Below are 19,239 nucleotides of genomic sequence, written 5' to 3' on the forward strand. Positions count from 1 at the left end.
GGCAGTATCGCAGCCGGCATCAGCCATGCAAGCAGCGCCGTCCGCTGCATGGGCCGCATGCCCCCCGCTATCGTTCATTGACGCCACCATTGGCGCTGTAGCAAGGAAATCTTGAGCACCACCCTGTACGTCCGCCTGCCGCATCGGCCGCACGACCAGCCGCAACCCTGGCACTTCGGTGCCTTGCCGTTTGCCCTGGTCCGCACGGCCGCCGCCGACCGTAGCCACCGGCAAGGCCCCCAGGCGGCAGGGCAGTTGTTGCGCGAAGGCCACGCCGCCATCGCCGAACTGCCTGCCGCCGAGCGCCTGGTCCTGATCATGGCGGCCAGCGATGTGCTGCTTACCGGCGCCACGGTGCCGCCGCTCGCGCCGGCGCGGCTCAAGCTGGCGCTGCCGAACCTGGTCGAGGAGGTGCTGGCCACCGACGCCCAGCCTTGCCATATCGCCGTGGGCCCGACCCTCGACGCGCTGCAGGGCAAGAGCAAGGCGGCCGGCGGCTCGCGCCGGCGCTTGCTGATGGTGACGGACCGCGCCTGGCTGCGCGCCGTGCTGGACGCCTTTGCCGAGCATCGCCACCGCCGCCGCCACGTGCTGCCAGCGCAGTTGTGCCTGCCGCAGCAGCCCGTGGCACAGCCCGCCGAGCCCGGCGCGGATTCCGTCGGCCACCCCTTCGCGGCCGGCGCGGCACCGGCCACGCTGGCGCTCGAAGCCGCCTCGCTGACCAGCGCGTCGCCCTTGTTTGAAACCGAGGGCGTAGCCGCGCCAGCCGAACTTTCGCGCTACTGGCAGCTAACCGTGCGCAGCAGTGAGTACGCCGGCTATGGGCTGCTGCTAGGCTCCGAGGCGCTCGCCGCCTGGCAGGGACTCGCGCCCGCCGGTGACTGGTACGCATCAAAGGACGCCTTGGCGCAGGTAGCGCCGCCGGGCGCGCAAGCGCTGGACTGGGGGGTATGGATCGAAGGGGCGCAGGCCAGCCTGCGCGAGCCCGCGCTCGACCTGGCCCAGTTCGAATTCGCCCAGGGCCGTGCCGACCGCTGGAACCTCAAGGCCTGGCGCCTGCCGCTGGCGTTGGCTGCCGGCTTGGTGCTGGTCCAGTTGATCGGTATGAACGTGCATTGGCTGCTGCTGCGCCAGGAGGCGCAGCGCCTTGCGGCCGGCCAGGAACAGACCTTGCGCAGCGCCTTTCCGCAGATCCCCGTGGTCATCGATCCGCCGCTGCAGATGCGCCGCCAGGTCGACCAGCTGCGCCTGGCGAGCGGGCGCAGCACGCCCGACGATTTCCTGCCGCTGGCCGACCGCTTCGGCCAGGCCGCGCGCCAGCTTGCGCCAGACGCGCTGCTGGCGCTCGAATACCGCGGGCACACCTTGTTCGCCACCCTCAAGCCTGGCACCGACACCAACGCGCTGCGCAGCGCGGCGCGCCAGTCCGGGCTGGCCATGGAAGCCGACAATAGCCCGCCCGACGCCGCGCGCGCCAACGCACCGGCCGGCACGCGCTGGTCGATCAAGCCCAGCCTGTGAGCGCGGACCGCCAAGTGAACCCGATGAAAGACACCGCATCCAAGCCCGGCCCCCGCGCCACCCAGCGCAGCCCGGCTGGCCGCGCGCGCGCCGCGGACCGGCTGGCGCGCCTGCGCCCGCGCGTGCCGCAGCGCTGGCAGGAACAATTCGACGCCTTCTGGTCGGCGCGCAACCCGCGTGAGCAAGCCATCCTGGCCGGCGGCAGCGCCGTGCTGGCGCTCGTGATCGGCTACACCGTCCTCTGGGAACCCGCCGCCGACGGGCGTGACAAGCTGCTGCGCAGCCTGCCGCAACTGCGCAGCGACTCGGCGGAGATGGAAACGCTGGCGCAGGAAGCGCGCGGCCTGGCAGCCAGCCCGGCCCCGTCGCTGCGCGGCGAGGCGCTCAACCAGGCCTTGCAGGAGAGCCTTGCCCAGCACGGCCTCAAGGCCACCCGCCTCAATGGCACCGGCGACAACAGCGTGCAGGTGCAGCTCGACAAGGTGCCCTTCGGCTCCGTGGCGAGCTGGCTGCAGGACGTGCGCCAGCAACAGCGCCTCAAGGTGATCGATGCCCGCATCGTCTACGTGGGCGCCACCGCCTTGGTGAACGTCACCGCCACCCTGCAAGGCCCCGCGGCAAATCCGGGCGGGCGCGGCTGATGGCGCGCCTGGAAGCCCTGAGGCTCGCCCGCCGCCGCGTTGCCAGCCCCCGTGGCTGGCAACGCGCGGGCTGGCTGGCGCTTGGCTGCATCACCGTCGCGCTGACCGTGCTGGCGGCATTTCCCGCGGCATGGATCGCCGATAGCATCGCCAGCCAGAGCCAGCGCCGCGTGTTGCTGGCCGATGCCGATGGCTCGCTGTGGAACGGCAGCGCCACCCTGGCCCTGTCGGCCGGCGCTGGCAGCGAGACCGCCACGGTGCTGCCCGGGCGGCTGCAATGGTCGGTAGCCTTCTGGCCTTTGCTGACCGGCACGCTGCGCGTGGTGGTCAGCCATACCGAGGCCATGAGCGGCCCGGTCGCCGTGGCGGTGACCCCGCTCGGCTGGACCGCCCAGGCCGGCGCCATCCGCATGCCGGCAGCGCTGCTCGAAGGCGTCGGCGCCCCGTTCAATACCCTGCGCCCCGACGGGCTGATGCGCATTGACTGGTCCGGCCTTCAAGGCCGGTTCTTTGCCCGTGCCAGCGAGCCGGGCGGCATGACCGGCCACCTGACCATACGCCTTGACCAAGTATCATCGGCCGTCAGCCGGGTGCGCCCGCTTGGCAGCTACCGCGCCGAGATCGACTGGTCGGGCGCCGACGGCAAGCTGCAACTGACTACCCTCGCCGGGCCACTGCACCTGCAGGGCAGCGGCACACTGGGCCGCCAGGCGCGCTTCGAGGGCACGGCCGATGCCGACCCCGACGCCGCCACGCAATTGGTGGGCCTGTTGAGCCTGCTGGGACGACGTGAGGACAATGTGACACGGCTGCGCTTCTGACCCCGGCATCGGCGCGAAACCTTCGCGCCGATGCCCGCAGCCCGGAACCGAATATGAAAACCCAAGCCCTTCGACCTTCGCTCAAGACCCGCTGCGCCCGCGCCACCGCGCTGCTATGCGGCCTCTCCCTGCTGGCACCTGCGCCGCTGTGGGCCCAGCAACCGAGCCAGCCGGCGGCCCAGCCAGGCCAGCCGCCCGACCTGACCCCGCGCAACCGCGACCAGGTGGTGCTCAACTTCGTCAATGCCGACCTGGAATCGGTGGTGAAGGCGGTGGGGCAGGCGACCGGCAAGAACTTCGTCATCGACCCGCGTGTGAAAGGCTCGGTGAACCTGGTGACCGAGCAGCCGGTGTCGCGCTCGCAGGCGCTGGAAACGCTGGGCTCGGTGCTGCGCATGCAAGGCTATGCGATGGTCGAGAGCAACGGCTTCACCAAGGTGGTGCCGGAAGCCGACGCCAAGCTGCAGGGCTCGCCCATCGTGGTCGGCAGCGGCAGGTCTCGCGGCGACCAGGTGGTGACCCAGGTGTTCCGCCTCAACTATGAGTCGGCCAACAACCTGGTGCCGGTGCTGCGCCCGATGATCGCGCCGAACAACACCATCACCGCCTACCCGGCCAACAACACGCTGGTCATTACCGACTACGCCGAGAACCTGCAGCGCCTGGGCCGCATCATCGCCGCCATCGACGCGCCGGCCTCGGGCGAGGTCGAGCTCGTGCCGCTCAAGAATGCCATCGCCAGCGATACCGCGCTGGTGCTGCAAAAACTGCTGGACCCGGGTTCCGCCGGTGCTGCTGGCGGGGCCGTGGCAGGCGCCGACGCCAGCCTGCGCACCTCGGTGGTGGCGGAGCCGCGCAGCAATTCGCTGATGATCCGTGCCTCCAGCCGGGCACGGCTGCAGCAAGCGCGCCAGTTGATCGACAAGCTCGACCAGCCCTATGCGCGCCCCGGCAATATCTGGGTGGTGCCCCTGAAGAACGCGGAAGCCACCAAGCTGGCACAAACGCTGCGCGCCATCGTCGCGGCCGACAGCTCCTTCAACACCAGCCAGTCCGGCACGCAGGGCGCAACCGGCGCGGCAGGCATCGCCGGCGGCACCGGCCTGCTCAACACCTCGACGCCCAACACCGGCCAATACACGGGTGGCAGCACCGGCAGCTCGCGCAGCGGCTCGGGATCCGGTGGCGGCAGCTCGGCCTTCGCGAACTCGTTCGCCACCAACACGTTGCCGACCACCGGCGGCATCATCCAGGCCGACCCGGCCACCAACTCGCTGATCATCACGGCCAGCGAGCCCGTCTACCGCAACCTGCGCGCGGTGATCGAAGATCTGGACGCCCGCCGCGCGCAGGTCTATATCGAGTCGATGATCGTGGAAGTCTCCTCCACCCAGACCGGCCAGCTGGGCATCCAGTGGCAGGGCCTGCTCAACTCGCGCAACAGCAACACCAACGTCTTTGCCGGCACGAACTTCGGCACGGGCGGCCAGAACATCATCAACCTGACGGGTGCCGCCGCCGCAATCAACGCGAACGGCGCCGCTGCCATTCCGTCCGTCTCGGGACTGGTGCCCGATCTGGCCGGCCTGAACCTGGGCATCGTCAACCGGGCAATGGGCCTGGGCGCGCTGCTGCACGCGCTTGGCGCCGACGGCAGCGTCAACCTGCTGTCCACGCCCAACCTGATCACGCTCGAGAACGAGGAAGCCAAGATCCTGATCGGGCAGAATATCCCGGTCACCACCGGCTCCTACGCGCAGACCGGCAGTTCCGCGTCAGTCACGCCATTCCAGACCTTCGACCGCAAGGACGTCGGCATCACGCTGCGGGTCAAGCCGCAGATCACCGATGGCGGCCTGGTGAAGATGCAGATCTACCAGGAATCGTCGTCCGTGGTGCAGGGCACTGCCGCCCTCACCCAGGGCCCGACCACCAATGTGCGCTCGATCGAGACCAACGTGCTGGTGGACGACGGCCAGATCATCGTGCTGGGCGGCCTGATCGAGGACACTTACGGCGACGGCGTGCAGAAGGTGCCGGGCCTGGGCGACCTGCCGTGGATCGGCGGGCTGTTCCGCTATGAAAACAAGAACCGCGGCAAGACCAACCTGCTGGTGTTCCTGCGCCCGTACGTGATGCGCACCGCCGGCGCCACCGACCGCCTGACGCAGGACCGCTACGACTATATGCGTGGCCTGCAGCAGGGCTTCGCCTCGCCCAACATCATGGTGCGCGACGGCAATACGCCGATCCTGCCACCGGCGGACGCGCCCATGGCACCGTTCGTCGACCCGCGCTCGCGCGGGCCGGTGCCGGGTCCGCTGCCGCTGGAGCAGACGCTGCCGCAATCGCAGCAGCAGCAGCAGCAGCAGCAGCAGCAAAGGCAGCCGCAAGCCCAGGCGCCCGCGGCCAACGGCACGCCGCTGCCGCCGGGCGTCAATCTCGGCAACGCCACGGTGGACGCCGTCCGCCCGGTGAACTGAGACGCGCCATGGCCACAAGCATCGCCCCCGCCACCATGCCCGACGAGCCGCTGGAGCCGCCGTCGACCATCGCCGCGCGCCTGGTCACCTACGGCTTCGCGCGCGAAGCCCGCCTGCTGATCGCGCACCAGCGCGCCGACGGCCTGGAGGTGTGGGTCAGCCGCGCCACCTCGCCCGCAGCGCTGGCCGAAGTGGCACGCGTGCACGGGCCGCTGCGCCTGCGCGTGCTGGAGCCCGATGCGCTGGAGCTCGCCATGTCCGAGGCCTACAACCGCCAGGACAGCGGCAGCGCCGCCCAGGTGGTTGGCGAGGTGGAGGGCGAAGTCGACCTGTCGCGGCTGATGCAGGACATTCCCGCCGTGGAAGACCTGCTGGAGTCCGAGGACGACGCCCCCATCATCCGCATGATCAACGCGCTGCTCACCCAGGCCGCGCGCGAAGGCGCCTCCGATATCCACATCGAGCCGTTCGAGTCATCCTCGGTGGTGCGCTTTCGCGTGGATGGCACGCTGCGCGACGTGGTGCGCCCGAAGAAGGCGCTGCACGGCGCGCTGATCTCGCGCATCAAGATCATGGCGCAGCTCGACATCGCGGAAAAACGCCTGCCGCAGGACGGCCGCATCACGCTGCGCGTGGGTGGGCGTCCCGTGGACGTGCGCGTCTCCACGCTGCCCACCGGCCACGGCGAGCGCGCGGTGCTGCGTCTGCTCGACAAGGAAGCCGGCCGCCTCGATCTCGCCAAGCTCGGCATGGCGCCGGGCACGCTGGGCGGCTTCGATCACCTGATCCGCCAGCCGCACGGCATCGTGCTGGTGACCGGGCCGACCGGCTCGGGCAAGACCACCACGCTGTACGCCGCGCTGTCGCGGCTCGATTCGCGCACCACCAACATCATGACGGTGGAAGACCCGATCGAGTACGACCTCGACGGCATTGGCCAGACCCAGGTCAACCCGCGCATCGACATGACCTTCGGCAAGGCGCTGCGGGCCATCCTGCGCCAGGATCCGGACGTGGTGATGATCGGCGAAATCCGCGACCTGGAAACCGCGCAGATCGCGGTGCAGGCCTCGCTGACGGGCCACCTGGTGCTGGCCACGCTGCACACCAACGACTCGGCTTCGGCGGTGACGCGGCTGGTCGACATGGGCATCGAGCCCTTCCTGCTGTCGTCGTCGCTGCTCGGCGTGCTGGCGCAGCGGCTGGTACGCCGGCTGTGCCAGCACTGCAAGCGCGAGGAAGTGATCGAAGTCACACCCGATGAAACCGACGTGCTGCTGGCGCAAGGCAAACCACTGCAACGCGTGTGGCATGCGGTGGGCTGCGACAAATGCGGCCACTCGGGCTACCAGGGGCGCATGGGCGTGTACGAGCTGCTCAGCGTGGATGACGAGATCCGCACCATGATCCACCGCCAGTCGGCCGAATCCGAGATCAAGAAGGTGGCCCTGGAGCGCGGCATGCACACCATGCGCCGCGATGCGCAGCGCTGGATCGACTCGGGCGCGACCGCGCTGGAGGAAGTCTTGCGCGTCACGCGCGACTAAGGGCGAGCCCAGAGACATGCCAGCCTATCGTTACGAGGCCGTCGACGCTGCCGGCAAGACCGATCGCGGCGTCATCGAAGCCGACAGCCCCAAGCAGGCCCGCGGCCAGTTGCGCGCGCGCGGCCTGACACCGCTCAATGTGGATCCGCTGGCCGGCGTCGGCGGCGTGCAGAAAAGCAGCACCGCTGCCTTCGTGCGCCGGCTCTCCACGCAAGAGCAGGCGCTGTTCACGCGCCAGCTCGCCAGCCTGATCGTGGCTGGCCTGCCGCTGGACGAAGCACTGGCGGCGCTGGCCGACCAGGCCGAGCGCCGCTATGTGCACGAGCTGCTGGCCGGCATCCGCGCGGACGTGGTCGGCGGCAGCTCGCTCTCGGTGGCGCTGTTGCACCATCCGCGCGATTTTCCGGATATCTACCGCGCGCTGGTTTCCGCCGGCGAGCACTCGGGCCACCTCGGCCTGGTGCTGGAAAAGCTGGCGGACTATATCGAGACGCGCAACTCGCTCACCGCCAAGATCCGGCTGGCCTTTACCTACCCCGCCATCGTCACCGTGGTGGCGTTCGCCATCGTGATCTTCCTGTTGTCCTATGTGGTGCCGCAGGTGGTGAGCGTCTTCGCCAACACCAAGCAGAAGCTGCCGACGCTGACCATCATCATGCTGGCGCTGTCGGATTTCGTACGCAACTGGTGGTGGGCCGCGCTGGCGTTCATCGTGGCGGTGAGCCTGGGCATACGCAGCCTGCTGCGCCAGCCCGGTGTGCGCCTGGAGTGGCACCGCTGGCTGCTGACCGCGCCGCTGGTCGGCAAGCTGATCCGCGGCTATAACACCGCACGCTTCGCCAGCACGCTCGCCATCCTGGTATCCGCTGGCGTGCCCATCCTGCGCAGCCTGCAGGCAGCCGGGGAAACGCTGACCAACGAGGCGCTCAAGGCCAATGTGGATGACGCCACCACGCGGGTGCGCGAAGGCGCATCGCTGGCCCGTGCGCTGGCCGCACAGAACCAGTTTCCTTCCGTGCTGGTGCATTTGATCCGCTCCGGCGAAGCCACCGGCAACCTGCCGATCATGCTGGAGCGCGCGGCGCAGGGCGAAGGCGCGGAACTGGAGCGCCGCACGCTGTTCCTCACCAGCCTGCTCGAGCCGCTGCTGATCCTCAGCATGGGCGTGGTGGTGCTGCTGATCGTGCTGGCGGTGCTGATGCCGATCATCGAGATCAACCAGTTGGTACGGTAGTCACGCGGCTGGCGGCGCAAGCCGCCGAAATGCAAAACGGCGCCTTGCGGCGCCGTTTTGCGTTCTGACAAGTGTGGTTTATTCAGCAGCCTTCGCCGTCTTCTTCGGTGCGCGCTTGGCCGGCGCGGCAGCGGCTGCCTTCTTGGCTGCAGGCGCAGCCTTTTTGGCGGGAGCGGCAGCCTTCTTGGCCGGCGCAGCAGCCTTCTTGGCGGCTACAGCGGTCTTTTTGGCGGGTGCTTCCGCTTTCTTGGCGGGTGCGTCTGCCTTTTTGGCCGGTGCCGCAGCCTTCTTGGCGGGTGCAGCCGTCTTCTTCGCGCGGGCCGGGGCCTTGGCTTTCGCCTTGACCTCAACCACGGGCTCGACCGGCTCGGCAACCTCGACCACCTCGGCGGCTTCCACAACCGGAGCAACTTCGACGACTTCGACGACCTCGACCGCTTCCACAACCGGCGCCACCTCGACAATCTCGATGACCTCAGCGGCTTCGACAACCGCCGCCACCACGGTGGACGACGGTGCCACGAAGATCGAGCTGTCGATCGGCCACGGGATCTCGCTCAGCGTGACCTCGGGCTTGGGCGGCTTGCGGCGGCGGCCACCGTTCGAGTCGCCGTTTTCGCCAGCATCGGCGTCGTCCTGCTCGTCCTCGGACTCGGCGCCGTTGTAAGCCTGCTCCGCGCGCTCCAGCACGTCCATCGGATCGACCACGAACGACGGGGCGGTTTCGCTAACGGGAGCGGGGGCGGAAGCTGCAAATTCGGGCACCGGCGCAGGCTGCAAAGGCAGTGCAGCCTGCTGCGCACGCTCCGGCCGTGAGCCTTGTTGCTGCGGGAAAGGCTGGCGATCGCCACCACGCCGCTTGTTGCGGCGATTCTCGCGCCGCTCGCGGTTGTCACGGTTCTCGCGGTTCTCAGCCTGAGGGCTTTCTGCCTGGACGTTCTCGCCCTGGCGGTTCTCGCCCTGGCGGCTCTCGGGCTGGCGGCTCTCGGGCTGGCGGTTCTCGCCCTGGCGGTTCTCGCCTTGACGGTTCTCGCCTTGACGGTTCTCTCCCTGGCGGCTCTCGGGCTGGCGGTTCTCGCTCTGACGGTTCTCGCTCTGACGGTTCTCGCCTTGGCGGTTCTCGCCTTGGCGGTTCTCGCCTTGGCGGTTCTCAGCCTGGCGGTTCTCAGCCTGGCGCTCGTCGCCCTGGCGGGGCTCGGCTTCGCCGGTCTTGGAACGGCGCTTCAGGCGCACCCACAGCGTCTTGTTGTTGTTGCCGTTGCGGGTCTCGACCTCGAACAAGCCCGTGGCAGCGACCAGTTCGGAGAGCTTGCCGTAGCCGTAGTTGCGCGAGTCGAACTCGGGTGCCTGCTTGGCGATGTGGTTACCCATGCCGCCAAGCGTGGCCCAGCCGTCTTCGTCGGAGACCGCTTGCGAGGCGCTTTGCAGCAGGCGCACCAGGCGCGAATCCTGGCGCAGTTCGCCGCTGTTGCGCTTGCGCGCGGGCGCGGCGGCGCCGTCGGCTTCCGTATCGGTGTCGGCGTCCGCGTCGCTGCGCAGCACGTCGGCAAAGATGAACTTGTCGCAGGCCGTGACGAAGGGCTTGGGCGTCTTGCGTTCGCCAAAGCCGTACACGGTCAGGCCCTGCTCGCGGATGCGCGAGGCCAGGCGGGTGAAATCGCTGTCGCTGGAGACGATGCAGAAGCCGTCGAAGCGGCCCGTGTACAGCAGGTCCATCGCGTCGATGATCATCGCGCTGTCGGTGGCGTTCTTGCCGACCGTGTAGCGGAACTGCTGGATCGGCTGGATGGAGTGCGACAGAAGGCGCTCCTTCCAGCCGGCCAGGTTGGGCTTGGTCCAGTCGCCGTAGATGCGCTTGACGGCGGCTACGCCGTACTTGGCGACTTCGGCCAGCAGGCCTTCGACGATGGCGGGCGCCGCATTGTCGGCGTCGATCAGCACGGCCAGGGTCGCAGTGCCCTGGCGGGAGGAAATAGTCATGTTGGGTCCTGGAGGCCGGTCGGCCTCGGATGGGGCGGGTTGCACCGGGGCACAATCCCTGAAGATATGGCGCACGGTCCGCATCTGCCCGTTTGTTGCGTAAACCTGTTTGCAACGCAGTGTACACGCGAAGCGTGTCCATTCGGGAAAGCACGCCTGTGTCGGGCGCGCTTTTTGCTGCGTCGCAAGGTGCCGCCCCCTTGGGGGCGGTGCTACCATGCTGCAACGAGACACGGTCGTTTTCCGCCTTCACAAGAGGCGGCGTACGGTCGCCCACAACTGAAGTAAGTCGGTGATCCCGACTGCATGCCCCATAGAGGAGCACCTATGAATGCCCCCCTGACCCCTCCGGTCAGCGACGCCATCCGCCGCGCGCTCGCAAACGTTTCCCTGGAAGACAAATACACGCTGGAGCGTGGCCGCGTATATATCAGCGGCACGCAGGCGCTGGTACGCCTGCCGATGCTGCAGCGCGAGCGCGACCGCGCCGCCGGCCTGAACACGGCTGGCTTTATCTCTGGTTACCGTGGCTCCCCGCTAGGCGCGCTGGACCAGTCGCTATGGAAGGCCAAGCAGCATCTGGCCGCGCACGACATCGTGTTCCAGGCGGGATTGAATGAAGACCTGGCTGCCACCTCGGTATGGGGCTCGCAGCAGGTGAATATGTATCCCGACGCCAAGTTCGAAGGCGTGTTTGGCATGTGGTACGGCAAGGGCCCGGGCGTGGACCGCACGAGCGACGTCTTCAAGCACGCCAACTCTGCCGGCTCCTCCAGGCACGGCGGCGTGCTGGTGCTGGCGGGCGACGATCACGCCGCCAAATCGTCCACGCTGGCGCACCAGTCCGAGCACATCTTCAAGGCCTGCGGCCTGCCGGTGCTCTATCCCTCGAACGTGCAGGAGTATCTCGACTACGGCCTGCATGCCTGGGCCATGAGCCGCTACTCCGGCCTGTGGGTGTCGATGAAATGCGTGACCGATGTGGTGGAGTCATCGGCATCGGTGGAGCTGGATCCGCATCGCGTGGAAATCGTGCTGCCGCAGGATTTCATCCTGCCGCCGGGCGGCCTCAATATCCGCTGGCCCGATCCGCCGCTGGAACAGGAAGCGCGCCTGCTCGACTACAAGTGGTACGCCGGCCTGGCCTATGTGCGCGCCAACAAGATCGACCGCATCGAGATCGATTCGCCGCATGCGCGCTTCGGCATCATGACCGGCGGCAAGGCGTATCTCGACACACGCCAGGCGCTGGCCAACCTGGGCCTGGACGATGAGACCTGCGCGCGCATCGGCATCCGCCTGTACAAGGTGGGCTGCGTGTGGCCGCTGGAAGCGCATGGCGCACGCGCCTTTGCCGAAGGCCTGCAGGAAATCCTGGTGGTCGAGGAAAAGCGCCAGATCATGGAATACGCGCTCAAGGAAGAGCTCTACAACTGGCGCGACGATGTGCGCCCCAAGGTCTACGGCAAGTTCGACGAAAAAGACAACGCAGGCGGCGAATGGTCGATCCCGCAGAGCAACTGGCTGCTGCCGGCGCACTATGAACTGTCGCCCGCCATCATCGCCCGCGCCATCGCCACGCGGCTCGACAAGTTCGAGCTGCCCGCCGACGTGCGCGCGCGCATTGCCGCGCGCATCGCAGTGATCGAGACCAAGGAAAAAGCCATGGCCGTGCCGCGCGTGGCGGCCGAGCGCAAGCCCTGGTTCTGTTCGGGCTGCCCGCACAACACCTCCACCAACGTGCCCGAAGGCTCGCGCGCGCTGGCCGGCATCGGCTGCCACTACATGACGGTGTGGATGGACCGCAGCACCAGCACCTTCAGCCAGATGGGCGGCGAAGGCGTGGCATGGATCGGGCAAGCGCCCTTCGCCGGCGACAAGCATGTGTTCGCCAACCTGGGCGACGGCACCTACTTCCACTCCGGCCTGCTGGCGATTCGCGCATCGATCGCGGCAGGCGTCAACATCACCTACAAGATCCTCTACAACGACGCCGTCGCCATGACCGGCGGCCAGCCGATCGACGGCAAGCTGTCGGTGCAGGATGTGGCCTTCCAGGTGGCGGCCGAGGGCGCGAAGAAGATCGTCGTCGTCACCGACGAGCCTGAAAAATACAGCGCCGCCATCAAGCTGCCGCAAGGCGTGGAAGTGCACCACCGCGACGAGCTCGACAAGATCCAGCGCGAACTGCGCGAGGTGCCCGGCGCCACCATCCTGATCTACGACCAGACCTGCGCCACCGAAAAGCGCCGGCGCCGCAAGCGCGGCACCTACCCCGATCCGGCCAAGCGCGCCTTCATCAACGACGCGGTCTGCGAAGGCTGCGGCGACTGCTCGGTGAAGTCGAACTGCCTGTCGGTGGAGCCGCTGGAAACGGAGCTTGGCACCAAGCGGCAGATCAACCAGTCGTCCTGCAACAAGGACTTCTCGTGCGTCAACGGCTTCTGCCCGAGCTTCGTCACGGCAGAAGGCGCACAGGTGAAGAAACCCGAGCGCCACGGCGTGTCGATGGACAACCTGCCGGCCTTGCCGCAACCGGCGCTGCCCGGCCTTGAGCATCCTTACGGCGTGCTGGTCACGGGCGTGGGCGGCACCGGCGTGGTCACCATCGGCGGCTTGCTCGGCATGGCCGCGCACCTGGAAAACAAGGGCGTAACCGTGCTCGACATGGCCGGCCTGGCGCAAAAGGGCGGCGCGGTGCTCTCGCACGTGCAGATTGCCGCGCACCCGGACCAGCTCCACGCCACCCGCATCGCCATGGGCGAAGCGGACCTGGTGATTGGCTGCGATGCCATCGTCAGCGCCACCGACGATGTCATCTCCAAGACCCAGGTAGGACGCACGCGCGCCATCGTCAACACGGCACAGACGCCCACCGCCGAGTTCATCAAGAATCCCAAGTGGCAGTTCCCCGGCCTGTCGGCGGAACAGGATGTGCGCAACGCGGTGGGCGAGGCTTGCGACTTCATCAACGCCAGCGGCCTGGCCGTGGCGCTGATCGGCGACGCCATCTTCACCAACCCGCTGGTGCTCGGCTACGCCTGGCAAAAGGGCTGGCTGCCGCTATCGCTGGACGCGCTGGTGCGCGCCATCGAGCTCAACGGCACAGCGGTGGAAAAGAACAAGGCCGCCTTCGACTGGGGCCGCCACATGGCGCACGACCCCGAGCATGTGCTGTCGCTCACCGGCAAGCTGCGCAACACCGCCGAAGGCGCGGAAGTGGTCAAGCTGCCCACCTCGTCCGGCGCCCTGCTGGAAAAGCTGATCGCGCACCGCGCCGAGCACCTGACTGCCTATCAGGATGCCGCATACGCGCAGGCCTTCCGCGACGCGGTGAACCGTGTGCGCACGGCGGAAAGCGCGCTGGTTGGCAGTGGCAAGCCGCTGCCGCTGACCGAAGCGGCGGTACGCAACTTGTCCAAGCTGATGGCCTACAAGGACGAGTACGAAGTCGCGCGCCTATATACCGATCCGGTCTTCCTCGACAAGCTGCGCAACCAGTTCGAAGGCGAGCCCGGTCGCGACTACCAGCTCAATTTCTGGCTGGCGCCGCCGCTGATGGCCAAGCGCGACGAGAAGGGGCATCTTGTAAAGCGCCGCTTCGGCCCCTCCACCATGAAGCTCTTCGGCGTGCTGGCCAAGCTCAAAGGCCTGCGCGGCGGCGTGTTCGATGTGTTCGGCAAGACCGCCGAGCGCCGCACCGAACGCGCCCTGATCGGCGAGTATCGTGCGTTGCTGGAGGAACTGACGAGCGGCCTGAGCGCGGCCAACCATGCAACCGCGATCACGCTGGCCAGCCTGCCGGACGACATTCGCGGCTTCGGGCACGTCAAGGACGACAACCTGGCGAAGGTGCGTACGCGCTGGACGGCGCTGCTTGAGCAGTTCCGGCATCCGGAGACGGCGCAGCGGGTAGCTTGAGTTTCAGGTTGAACGGAGCGCCGCCGCGAAGCGGCGCTCCGGTTGCGGACGGACCCCACATTTTTCTGAAATGTGGGGTTTTTTGTTTCCGTCGCGACCTGCCCGGCATCACAATTTCGCCCGGGCTGGCGGTTGAGTCCGACGAAACGGAGGCAGAGGACCTGTGTTCCGCTTACGTCTCCAGTGGCTGCGGCCCCGGGCAGCAGGCGTGCGGACAGCGCGGGATGATTGAAATCTCCGCAACATTGGTGAGGTGTCGCAGTTCCGGACCTGGCCTCAGGCCGTCGCTAAATCTACGGACTGCGGATTCCTCAATGTCCACCTTGTCGATACCCATATTCGAAAGCGTAGACAACAGGTTTTTTCGCCTCTGCTCCGCCAGCTTGGCTGACACACCTACGCGCGCATTCTGGCGAACATAGACCAGATACTTCCCTCCACTCGGGAGCCATAGTCTAAGTTGTGCCCGCCAACTTGCGAGACGCATGACCTCACTTGCCGATAGATCAGATCGACCATTTGAAAACACGGGCTCGTAGTCAACATACCCCAAGGTGCACCCCATTGTGGGAAGTGAAAACAAGAATACGGTCGCAACGAGTAGCTGTTTCACTATGGCCTCCACACCGGCGTCAATCCATCCCAATTTGGAATGTTTGCAACGTAGGCAGCGATACTATCCGCATTGTTCAGGCAGAACTTATCACGAGCAGCCTGCTTTTGTGCCCACTTGATATTGCTCCATGAATCCTCCGTATTCATTGCTGCTGGAAAATGCGAAACCTCATGAATCAAAGTCGTTAGTTTGGAATCATTGGCCGATGGAGTAACATTATTTCGATTAGCCTCATCCGGCATCGTGCAGAAAAGGTGTCCAATAAAAATTGAATACGTCCGTCCGACTTGCAGATGGAGGCGGCCGCTGGAATCTCCCCATCCTTCGCGCGCGGCACGCACCCAGCCCTGGCGAGCGCTTCCTTTGTTTGGCGCTCATAGTTCCTGTCAGTCAGCCCACGCATGATCTCCCGCATCCGGGCCAACCCGTCACGCAATGTCTCGCGCGTATCCTCCCTCGCATTGCCAAACCAGAGCCTGACCTTGTCCTGATCCGCCCGATTCCACCGGTCCAGCTCGACCAGTCGATCACCCATCAGGCGCACAGCCTTGTCGCGCAGCCGGTTCATCGTGGCGTAGAACTCCGCGTTGCTCATGTTCTGGCAGATCAGCGTGGGATCGTTTTCGGACGTTTCCCTGGGCACCCCCGCCACCAGTTTGTTCGATGCCTCCACCGGCGCGGCGGCAGCGCTATCCGCCGGCAAATGCGTGTGACCGCCACGGGTCACCTGAATGGTGAAGGTGTTCTGCGAGGCAATGACAATTGGCTTGACGGCACATTTGCAGTTGACGCGGGCGCCTTCCACCAGGATCTGCTTGTCCATCAGGCTGAACGCGGGGTAGCAGTCATTGGTGACGGTGCCGCCGCTCTTGCACACCGGGCACGTGGCGAAATCCCCTTCGACGCCAACCCGCGCGCCGTGGTGCGTCATCTCCCCGGTGCCCATCAGCATGCCGTTGTTACTGGTGCGATCCCCGTCGCGAAGCGCACATCGCAAATTCATCATAGGAAGACCTCTCTGATAGCGTGTTCTTGCTGAAACTCGATTACCGGCCTGAAGCCAACCGTTCAGGCATTCGTTTTGCGATCCGGCTCGTCGAAGAACACCTCGATGGGCAAGAAGTGCCATTGCGCGGCTTCGGGGTCGTAGAGGGCAACCTGATTGATCTGCGCGCCCGCGGGGACCGTTCCCGGCATGCGCTGTATGGCCAGCGCCACGGCCTGATGCCGTTGCTGTTCCGTCCAGGCGTCCAGCAGGCAATGCGCATCCGCGTGCGCGAAGAGTCCGGCGTGTTCGCGCAGGCGCTCGTACCTGGCAATGCCTTGCTGGTCGATCTCGAGGTCGATGGCATCGCGCCGCGCTGGGGGGATCTCTTCGGTCTGCACCATGCAAACGCTGGCGAGCGCGCCTTTGCGCCGGACCACGATGCGCCCATCGCTCGCAGCCCAGCCGCAGTGCAGGTTGATATGGAGCTTTCCGCCGCCATCCCGGATCAGCGTCCGGGGATCGAAAGCCGCCGCAGGCACGACGTGATAGGGCTTGCCCGGGCTGGACACGAACGCCGCGTTCAGCAGAGCGTCAAAGGGCGAGATATGGACGGCCAGTGCCGAGCCGGCATCGGCATTGCCCTCCTCCACGAATTCGCATGAGGCGTTGCACCAGTCCGGCTGGCCTTCCCCCGGCGCGTAGTTGATCAGCACGAACAGTGCTGGCCGGGTATGCAGAACGTGCCCGCATGGGCGAAAGGGCGTGTTGGGCAGCGCCATAAAAGTGCACCTCCTATAGGTTACATTCGGGGTGCCTCAATCTATACCCAACACGGTGCGATAAAAGAGTAGGAAATTTCTGCTTTTGCCTGGGGATTGCGCAAAAGCAGGGTTAAAGATATGGCTGACGCAGCAATATCAGCGGTCCCGATGCTTCAACGCGAACAGCGTCATCCCCCAGAACGGCACCCACCAGATCAGGTCGCTGCACAGCACGAACAAGCCGCTGCGCCATTCGAAGACGCCGGTCAGCGCGCCATGCAAGAAGCCCAGCGGCCCCAGCGTCTTGCCCAGCAGACCCACCACCACCAGCGGCCAGTAGCGCAGCATGTCCTGCGCCGCGATCCAGTAGCCCAGCGCGTAGACGCCCACCATCATGCCAATGCAGCGGATCATGGCATCGGGCGTGGCCGGCATGCCCAGCCAGTCGAAGATCTGCGACGGCCACAGGCTCAGCGCAATCGCATAGAGCAGGTTATAGACAGCTGCCAGCCGCAGTACAGCGGGCATCCACGCGGGTACGCGGGGCAGGCTGGCGGACGCATGGCGCCCGATGGTTGGGTTGGACTTCATGCCACATTCTCCAGGTAAGTCTCGGGTTCAGATTCAGGTTCAGGTTCAGGTTCGCGGATGGTCAGCACGCCGTCATAGCGCAGCAGGTAGCCCAGGCGTGGCGCCCATATGCGCACGTCGCAGCGATAGCTGTGCGCATCCCGTGCGCGTTCGCTGGCCAGCACGTGCAGCCACGGCACGGTCAGGCCGAACAGGCTGACGCCGCGGCTGGCCTGCCACAGCCGGCCGGTGCCATCGACACGCGTGGCCAGCACGATTGCCAGCGGCCCCATGCGTTCCGTCACCTGCCCGGCCCGCGCGAGCCGCATGCGGCTCGCCACGATGTGCCCGCCGATGCTGCGGTGCCAGCGCTCGCCGGCGGGCTCCGGCGAGATGGTCACAAGGGTCGGCGCCGCCGCCGTGGGCCGGGGCAGCGCCGACAGCCGCATCAGCGCGCGCAGCCAGCGCCGCGCGCTCCAGCGCACGCGCAGCGTGCCGCGCAGGTGCACGCCTTCGGCACGATGCACGCGCTGCAGCACCGGCGGCAGGCTGGCAAGGGCGGCACCCAGCATGGTCCCGTACAGGCTTTGCGGGCCCGCGTGCGTGCCATGCGCGGCTAACGTGTTCATCGACGTGCCCGCCCGTTGCCGAGCAGGTCCTCCAGCGCCAGTTGCAGGGTCGGGAAGCGGAAGGCATAGCCCTCCTGCTGCAGGCACGCCGGCGCCACGCGCAGCCCGTCGAGCAGCAGCGTGGCCTGCTCGCCCAACGCCAGGCGCATCGGCCATGCGGGCGTGGGCATGAAGGCGGGCCGGCGCAGCAGCGCAGCCGCCGTGCGCACAAACCCGGCCTGGCTCGGGGTATCCGGCGCAACCACGTTATAAGTGGCGACAGCCGCCGGGGCGGCTTGCGCGGCGTCGCCCCGGCAGAGCCAGGCGATCACGCCGAGCACGTCGTGGATATGTACCCAGCTCTGCGCTTGCCGGCCGCTGCCCATCGGGCCGCCAAAGCCGAGCCACACCGGCATCAGCATGGCGGGCAGCGCGCCTTGATGGCCATAGACCACGCCGAGGCGCAGGATGGCTAGCGGGATGCCCAGCGGCGTCACGGCGCGGGCCGCGTCCTCCCACTGCTGGCACAACTGCGAGGCAAAGATCTCCTGCGGCGCGCTGGCCTCCGTACGCTGGCTCAGGTCGTCGTCACCCTGGATGCCGTAGAAGCCCACCGCCGAGCCATTGATCATCAGGCGCGGCCGGTACGCTGCGGCGGCCAGCCACGCTGCCAGCGCGCGCGTGGTGCCCACGCGGCTTTCCACCAGGCTGCGCTTGCGTGCGGCGCTCCAGCGCGGGCCGAGGATCGGCGCGCCGGCAAGGTTGATCACCACATCGAAGCGCACGGCCGGATCGATCTGCGCCAGCGAGCCGACGCATGCGGCGCGGCCGTCGAATAACTGTGCGGCCACGCGCGGGTTGCGCGCCCAGATCGTCACCCGATGGCCATCGGCCAGCAGCGAGCGCACCAGCGCCTGCCCGATAAAGCCGGTGCCGCCGGTCAGCAGGAACGATTGCGCGCGCCGGGAGGGATCGGCGCCAGCGAAATCGAACGCCGGCGCAGCACCGGCGCGGGCCGCCAGCGAGCGGCTTGCGAACGCATCGCGCACGCCGGAGGCGGCCACGCCGAGCGCGAATACGCTCAGCACCCAGCTTTGCCAGCCTTGCGGATGGAAGTGCAGGCCGGATGGCAGTTCCCACCAGGCTTGCGAATGCCAGGCCAGCAGGCCAAAGATCACGCCGCCGTTGATGGCCAGCACGGTATGCGTCACCCGCTCGCTCGGTGGCAGGCTGCGGGTCTGGTCCTCCACCACGAAGTCGCGCAGCGTGAGCAGGATCTCGATGGCAACGATGGTCCATAGCGGCACCAGCCAGGCGCCGCCCCAGGCAAACCAGGCCAGGCCGCCAAACAGCACGCCGTACAGCACCGCCCGGATCGCGTGCAGGCGCAGCTCCGGCGCGGCGTTGTGCTGCTGCGGCAAGGCACAACGCAGTTCGTGATGCCAGACGGTATCGAAGGCACCCATCAATCCCTGCGCGATCAGCAGGTTGAGGATGACGGTGTAGAGCGTGCCGCTGGTGGGGTCCATCTCAAGCATCCTTATTTAC

General features: G+C 67.1%; 13 protein-coding genes and 1 pseudogene. 7 read left to right on the forward strand and 7 right to left on the reverse strand.

The genetic code is table 11. From position 1 onward, the window contains the following. The first annotated feature begins 111 nt into the window (after positions 1 to 111). The 6 genes from gspL to gspF are packed head-to-tail and all read left to right on the forward strand — an operon-like array spanning position 112 to position 8,247. Positions 112 to 1,521: a type II secretion system protein GspL gene (gspL, locus tag F7R26_RS19240; RefSeq protein WP_150991164.1), complete on the forward strand. Its 1,410-nt coding sequence runs from the start codon at positions 112 to 114 to the stop codon at positions 1,519 to 1,521. A gap of 23 nt (positions 1,522 to 1,544) precedes the next feature. Next, positions 1,545 to 2,162, forward strand: a complete 618-nt coding sequence (locus F7R26_RS19245) for a type II secretion system protein M (RefSeq protein ID WP_150991166.1) — start codon at positions 1,545 to 1,547, stop codon at positions 2,160 to 2,162. After that, on the forward strand, positions 2,162 to 2,983 hold the full coding sequence (locus F7R26_RS19250; protein ID WP_150991168.1) for a type II secretion system protein N: 822 nt from the start codon (positions 2,162 to 2,164) through the stop codon (positions 2,981 to 2,983). Before F7R26_RS19245 ends, F7R26_RS19250 begins: the two co-directional genes overlap by 1 nt. 53 nt (positions 2,984 to 3,036) lie before the next feature. After that, complete coding sequence (gspD, locus tag F7R26_RS19255; RefSeq protein ID WP_150991170.1) at positions 3,037 to 5,466, forward strand: type II secretion system secretin GspD; 2,430 nt, start codon at positions 3,037 to 3,039, stop codon at positions 5,464 to 5,466. An 8-nt stretch (positions 5,467 to 5,474) separates the two neighbouring features. Further along, a complete protein-coding gene (gspE, locus tag F7R26_RS19260; RefSeq protein ID WP_150991172.1) occupies positions 5,475 to 7,013 on the forward strand; it encodes a type II secretion system ATPase GspE in 1,539 nt (512 codons plus the stop codon). Positions 7,014 to 7,029: 16 nt separating this feature from the next. Then, positions 7,030 to 8,247, forward strand: a complete 1,218-nt coding sequence (gspF, locus tag F7R26_RS19265; protein ID WP_150991173.1) for a type II secretion system inner membrane protein GspF — start codon at positions 7,030 to 7,032, stop codon at positions 8,245 to 8,247. 1,209 nt (positions 8,248 to 9,456) lie between these two features. Here gspF and F7R26_RS41785 read toward each other — a convergent pair. Continuing rightward, a pseudogene (locus tag F7R26_RS41785) lies at positions 9,457 to 10,227 on the reverse strand (NYN domain-containing protein); the annotation flags it as partial. A gap of 327 nt (positions 10,228 to 10,554) precedes the next feature. On the opposite strand from F7R26_RS41785, the gene F7R26_RS19275 reads away from it, so the two are divergent. Then, a complete protein-coding gene (locus F7R26_RS19275; RefSeq protein WP_150991177.1) occupies positions 10,555 to 14,148 on the forward strand; it encodes an indolepyruvate ferredoxin oxidoreductase family protein in 3,594 nt (1,197 codons plus the stop codon). Positions 14,149 to 14,760: 612 nt separating this feature from the next. Here the strand turns inward: F7R26_RS19275 and F7R26_RS41790 are convergent. From F7R26_RS41790 to F7R26_RS19305, 6 genes are all read right to left on the reverse strand, one after another. Continuing rightward, positions 14,761 to 15,006 carry a M35 family metallo-endopeptidase gene (locus F7R26_RS41790; RefSeq protein ID WP_150991179.1) on the reverse strand — a complete coding sequence of 82 codons (246 nt, stop codon included), beginning with the start codon at positions 15,004 to 15,006 and terminating at the stop codon, positions 14,761 to 14,763. After that, on the reverse strand, positions 14,949 to 15,716 hold the full coding sequence (locus F7R26_RS19285) for a hypothetical protein (protein ID WP_150991181.1): 768 nt from the start codon (positions 15,714 to 15,716) through the stop codon (positions 14,949 to 14,951). The genes F7R26_RS41790 and F7R26_RS19285 overlap by 58 nt, the downstream gene beginning before the upstream one ends. Before the next feature lie 116 nt (positions 15,717 to 15,832). Next, complete coding sequence (locus F7R26_RS19290; RefSeq protein WP_150991183.1) at positions 15,833 to 16,531, reverse strand: hypothetical protein; 699 nt, start codon at positions 16,529 to 16,531, stop codon at positions 15,833 to 15,835. Between the two features lie 138 nt (positions 16,532 to 16,669). Then, entirely contained in the window at positions 16,670 to 17,104 is a 435-nt protein-coding gene (locus F7R26_RS19295) for a hypothetical protein (protein WP_206702496.1), read from the reverse strand. Further along, positions 17,101 to 17,712, reverse strand: coding sequence for a DUF4166 domain-containing protein (locus tag F7R26_RS19300; RefSeq protein WP_150991185.1), 612 nt, complete (start codon positions 17,710 to 17,712; stop codon positions 17,101 to 17,103). Before F7R26_RS19300 ends, F7R26_RS19295 begins: the two co-directional genes overlap by 4 nt. Further along, positions 17,709 to 19,220, reverse strand: a complete 1,512-nt coding sequence (locus F7R26_RS19305; protein ID WP_150991187.1) for a TIGR01777 family oxidoreductase — start codon at positions 19,218 to 19,220, stop codon at positions 17,709 to 17,711. The genes F7R26_RS19300 and F7R26_RS19305 overlap by 4 nt, the downstream gene beginning before the upstream one ends. Positions 19,221 to 19,239: the final 19 nt, after the last annotated feature.

Origin of the sequence: Cupriavidus basilensis, assembly GCF_008801925.2 — a bacterium.
Classification (GTDB): Bacteria; Pseudomonadota; Gammaproteobacteria; order Burkholderiales; family Burkholderiaceae; genus Cupriavidus; species Cupriavidus basilensis.

What these genes read in the sequence shown, in the direction of transcription:
- F7R26_RS19245 (WP_150991166.1), top strand. Translation starts at nt 1,545, where the DNA reads ATGAAAGACACCGCATCCAAGCCCGGCCCCCGCGCCACCCAGCGCAGC.
- F7R26_RS19250 (WP_150991168.1), top strand. Translation starts at nt 2,162, where the DNA reads ATGGCGCGCCTGGAAGCCCTGAGGCTCGCCCGCCGCCGCGTTGCCAGC.
- gspD (WP_150991170.1), top strand. Translation starts at nt 3,037, where the DNA reads ATGAAAACCCAAGCCCTTCGACCTTCGCTCAAGACCCGCTGCGCCCGC.
- gspE (WP_150991172.1), top strand. Translation starts at nt 5,475, where the DNA reads ATGGCCACAAGCATCGCCCCCGCCACCATGCCCGACGAGCCGCTGGAG.
- gspF (WP_150991173.1), top strand. Translation starts at nt 7,030, where the DNA reads ATGCCAGCCTATCGTTACGAGGCCGTCGACGCTGCCGGCAAGACCGAT.
- F7R26_RS19275 (WP_150991177.1), top strand. Translation starts at nt 10,555, where the DNA reads ATGAATGCCCCCCTGACCCCTCCGGTCAGCGACGCCATCCGCCGCGCG.
- F7R26_RS41790 (WP_150991179.1), bottom strand. Translation starts at nt 15,006, where the DNA reads ATGCCGGATGAGGCTAATCGAAATAATGTTACTCCATCGGCCAATGAT.
- F7R26_RS19285 (WP_150991181.1), bottom strand. Translation starts at nt 15,716, where the DNA reads ATGCTGATGGGCACCGGGGAGATGACGCACCACGGCGCGCGGGTTGGC.
- F7R26_RS19290 (WP_150991183.1), bottom strand. Translation starts at nt 16,531, where the DNA reads ATGGCGCTGCCCAACACGCCCTTTCGCCCATGCGGGCACGTTCTGCAT.
- F7R26_RS19295 (WP_206702496.1), bottom strand. Translation starts at nt 17,104, where the DNA reads ATGAAGTCCAACCCAACCATCGGGCGCCATGCGTCCGCCAGCCTGCCC.
- F7R26_RS19300 (WP_150991185.1), bottom strand. Translation starts at nt 17,712, where the DNA reads ATGAACACGTTAGCCGCGCATGGCACGCACGCGGGCCCGCAAAGCCTG.
- F7R26_RS19305 (WP_150991187.1), bottom strand. Translation starts at nt 19,220, where the DNA reads ATGGACCCCACCAGCGGCACGCTCTACACCGTCATCCTCAACCTGCTG.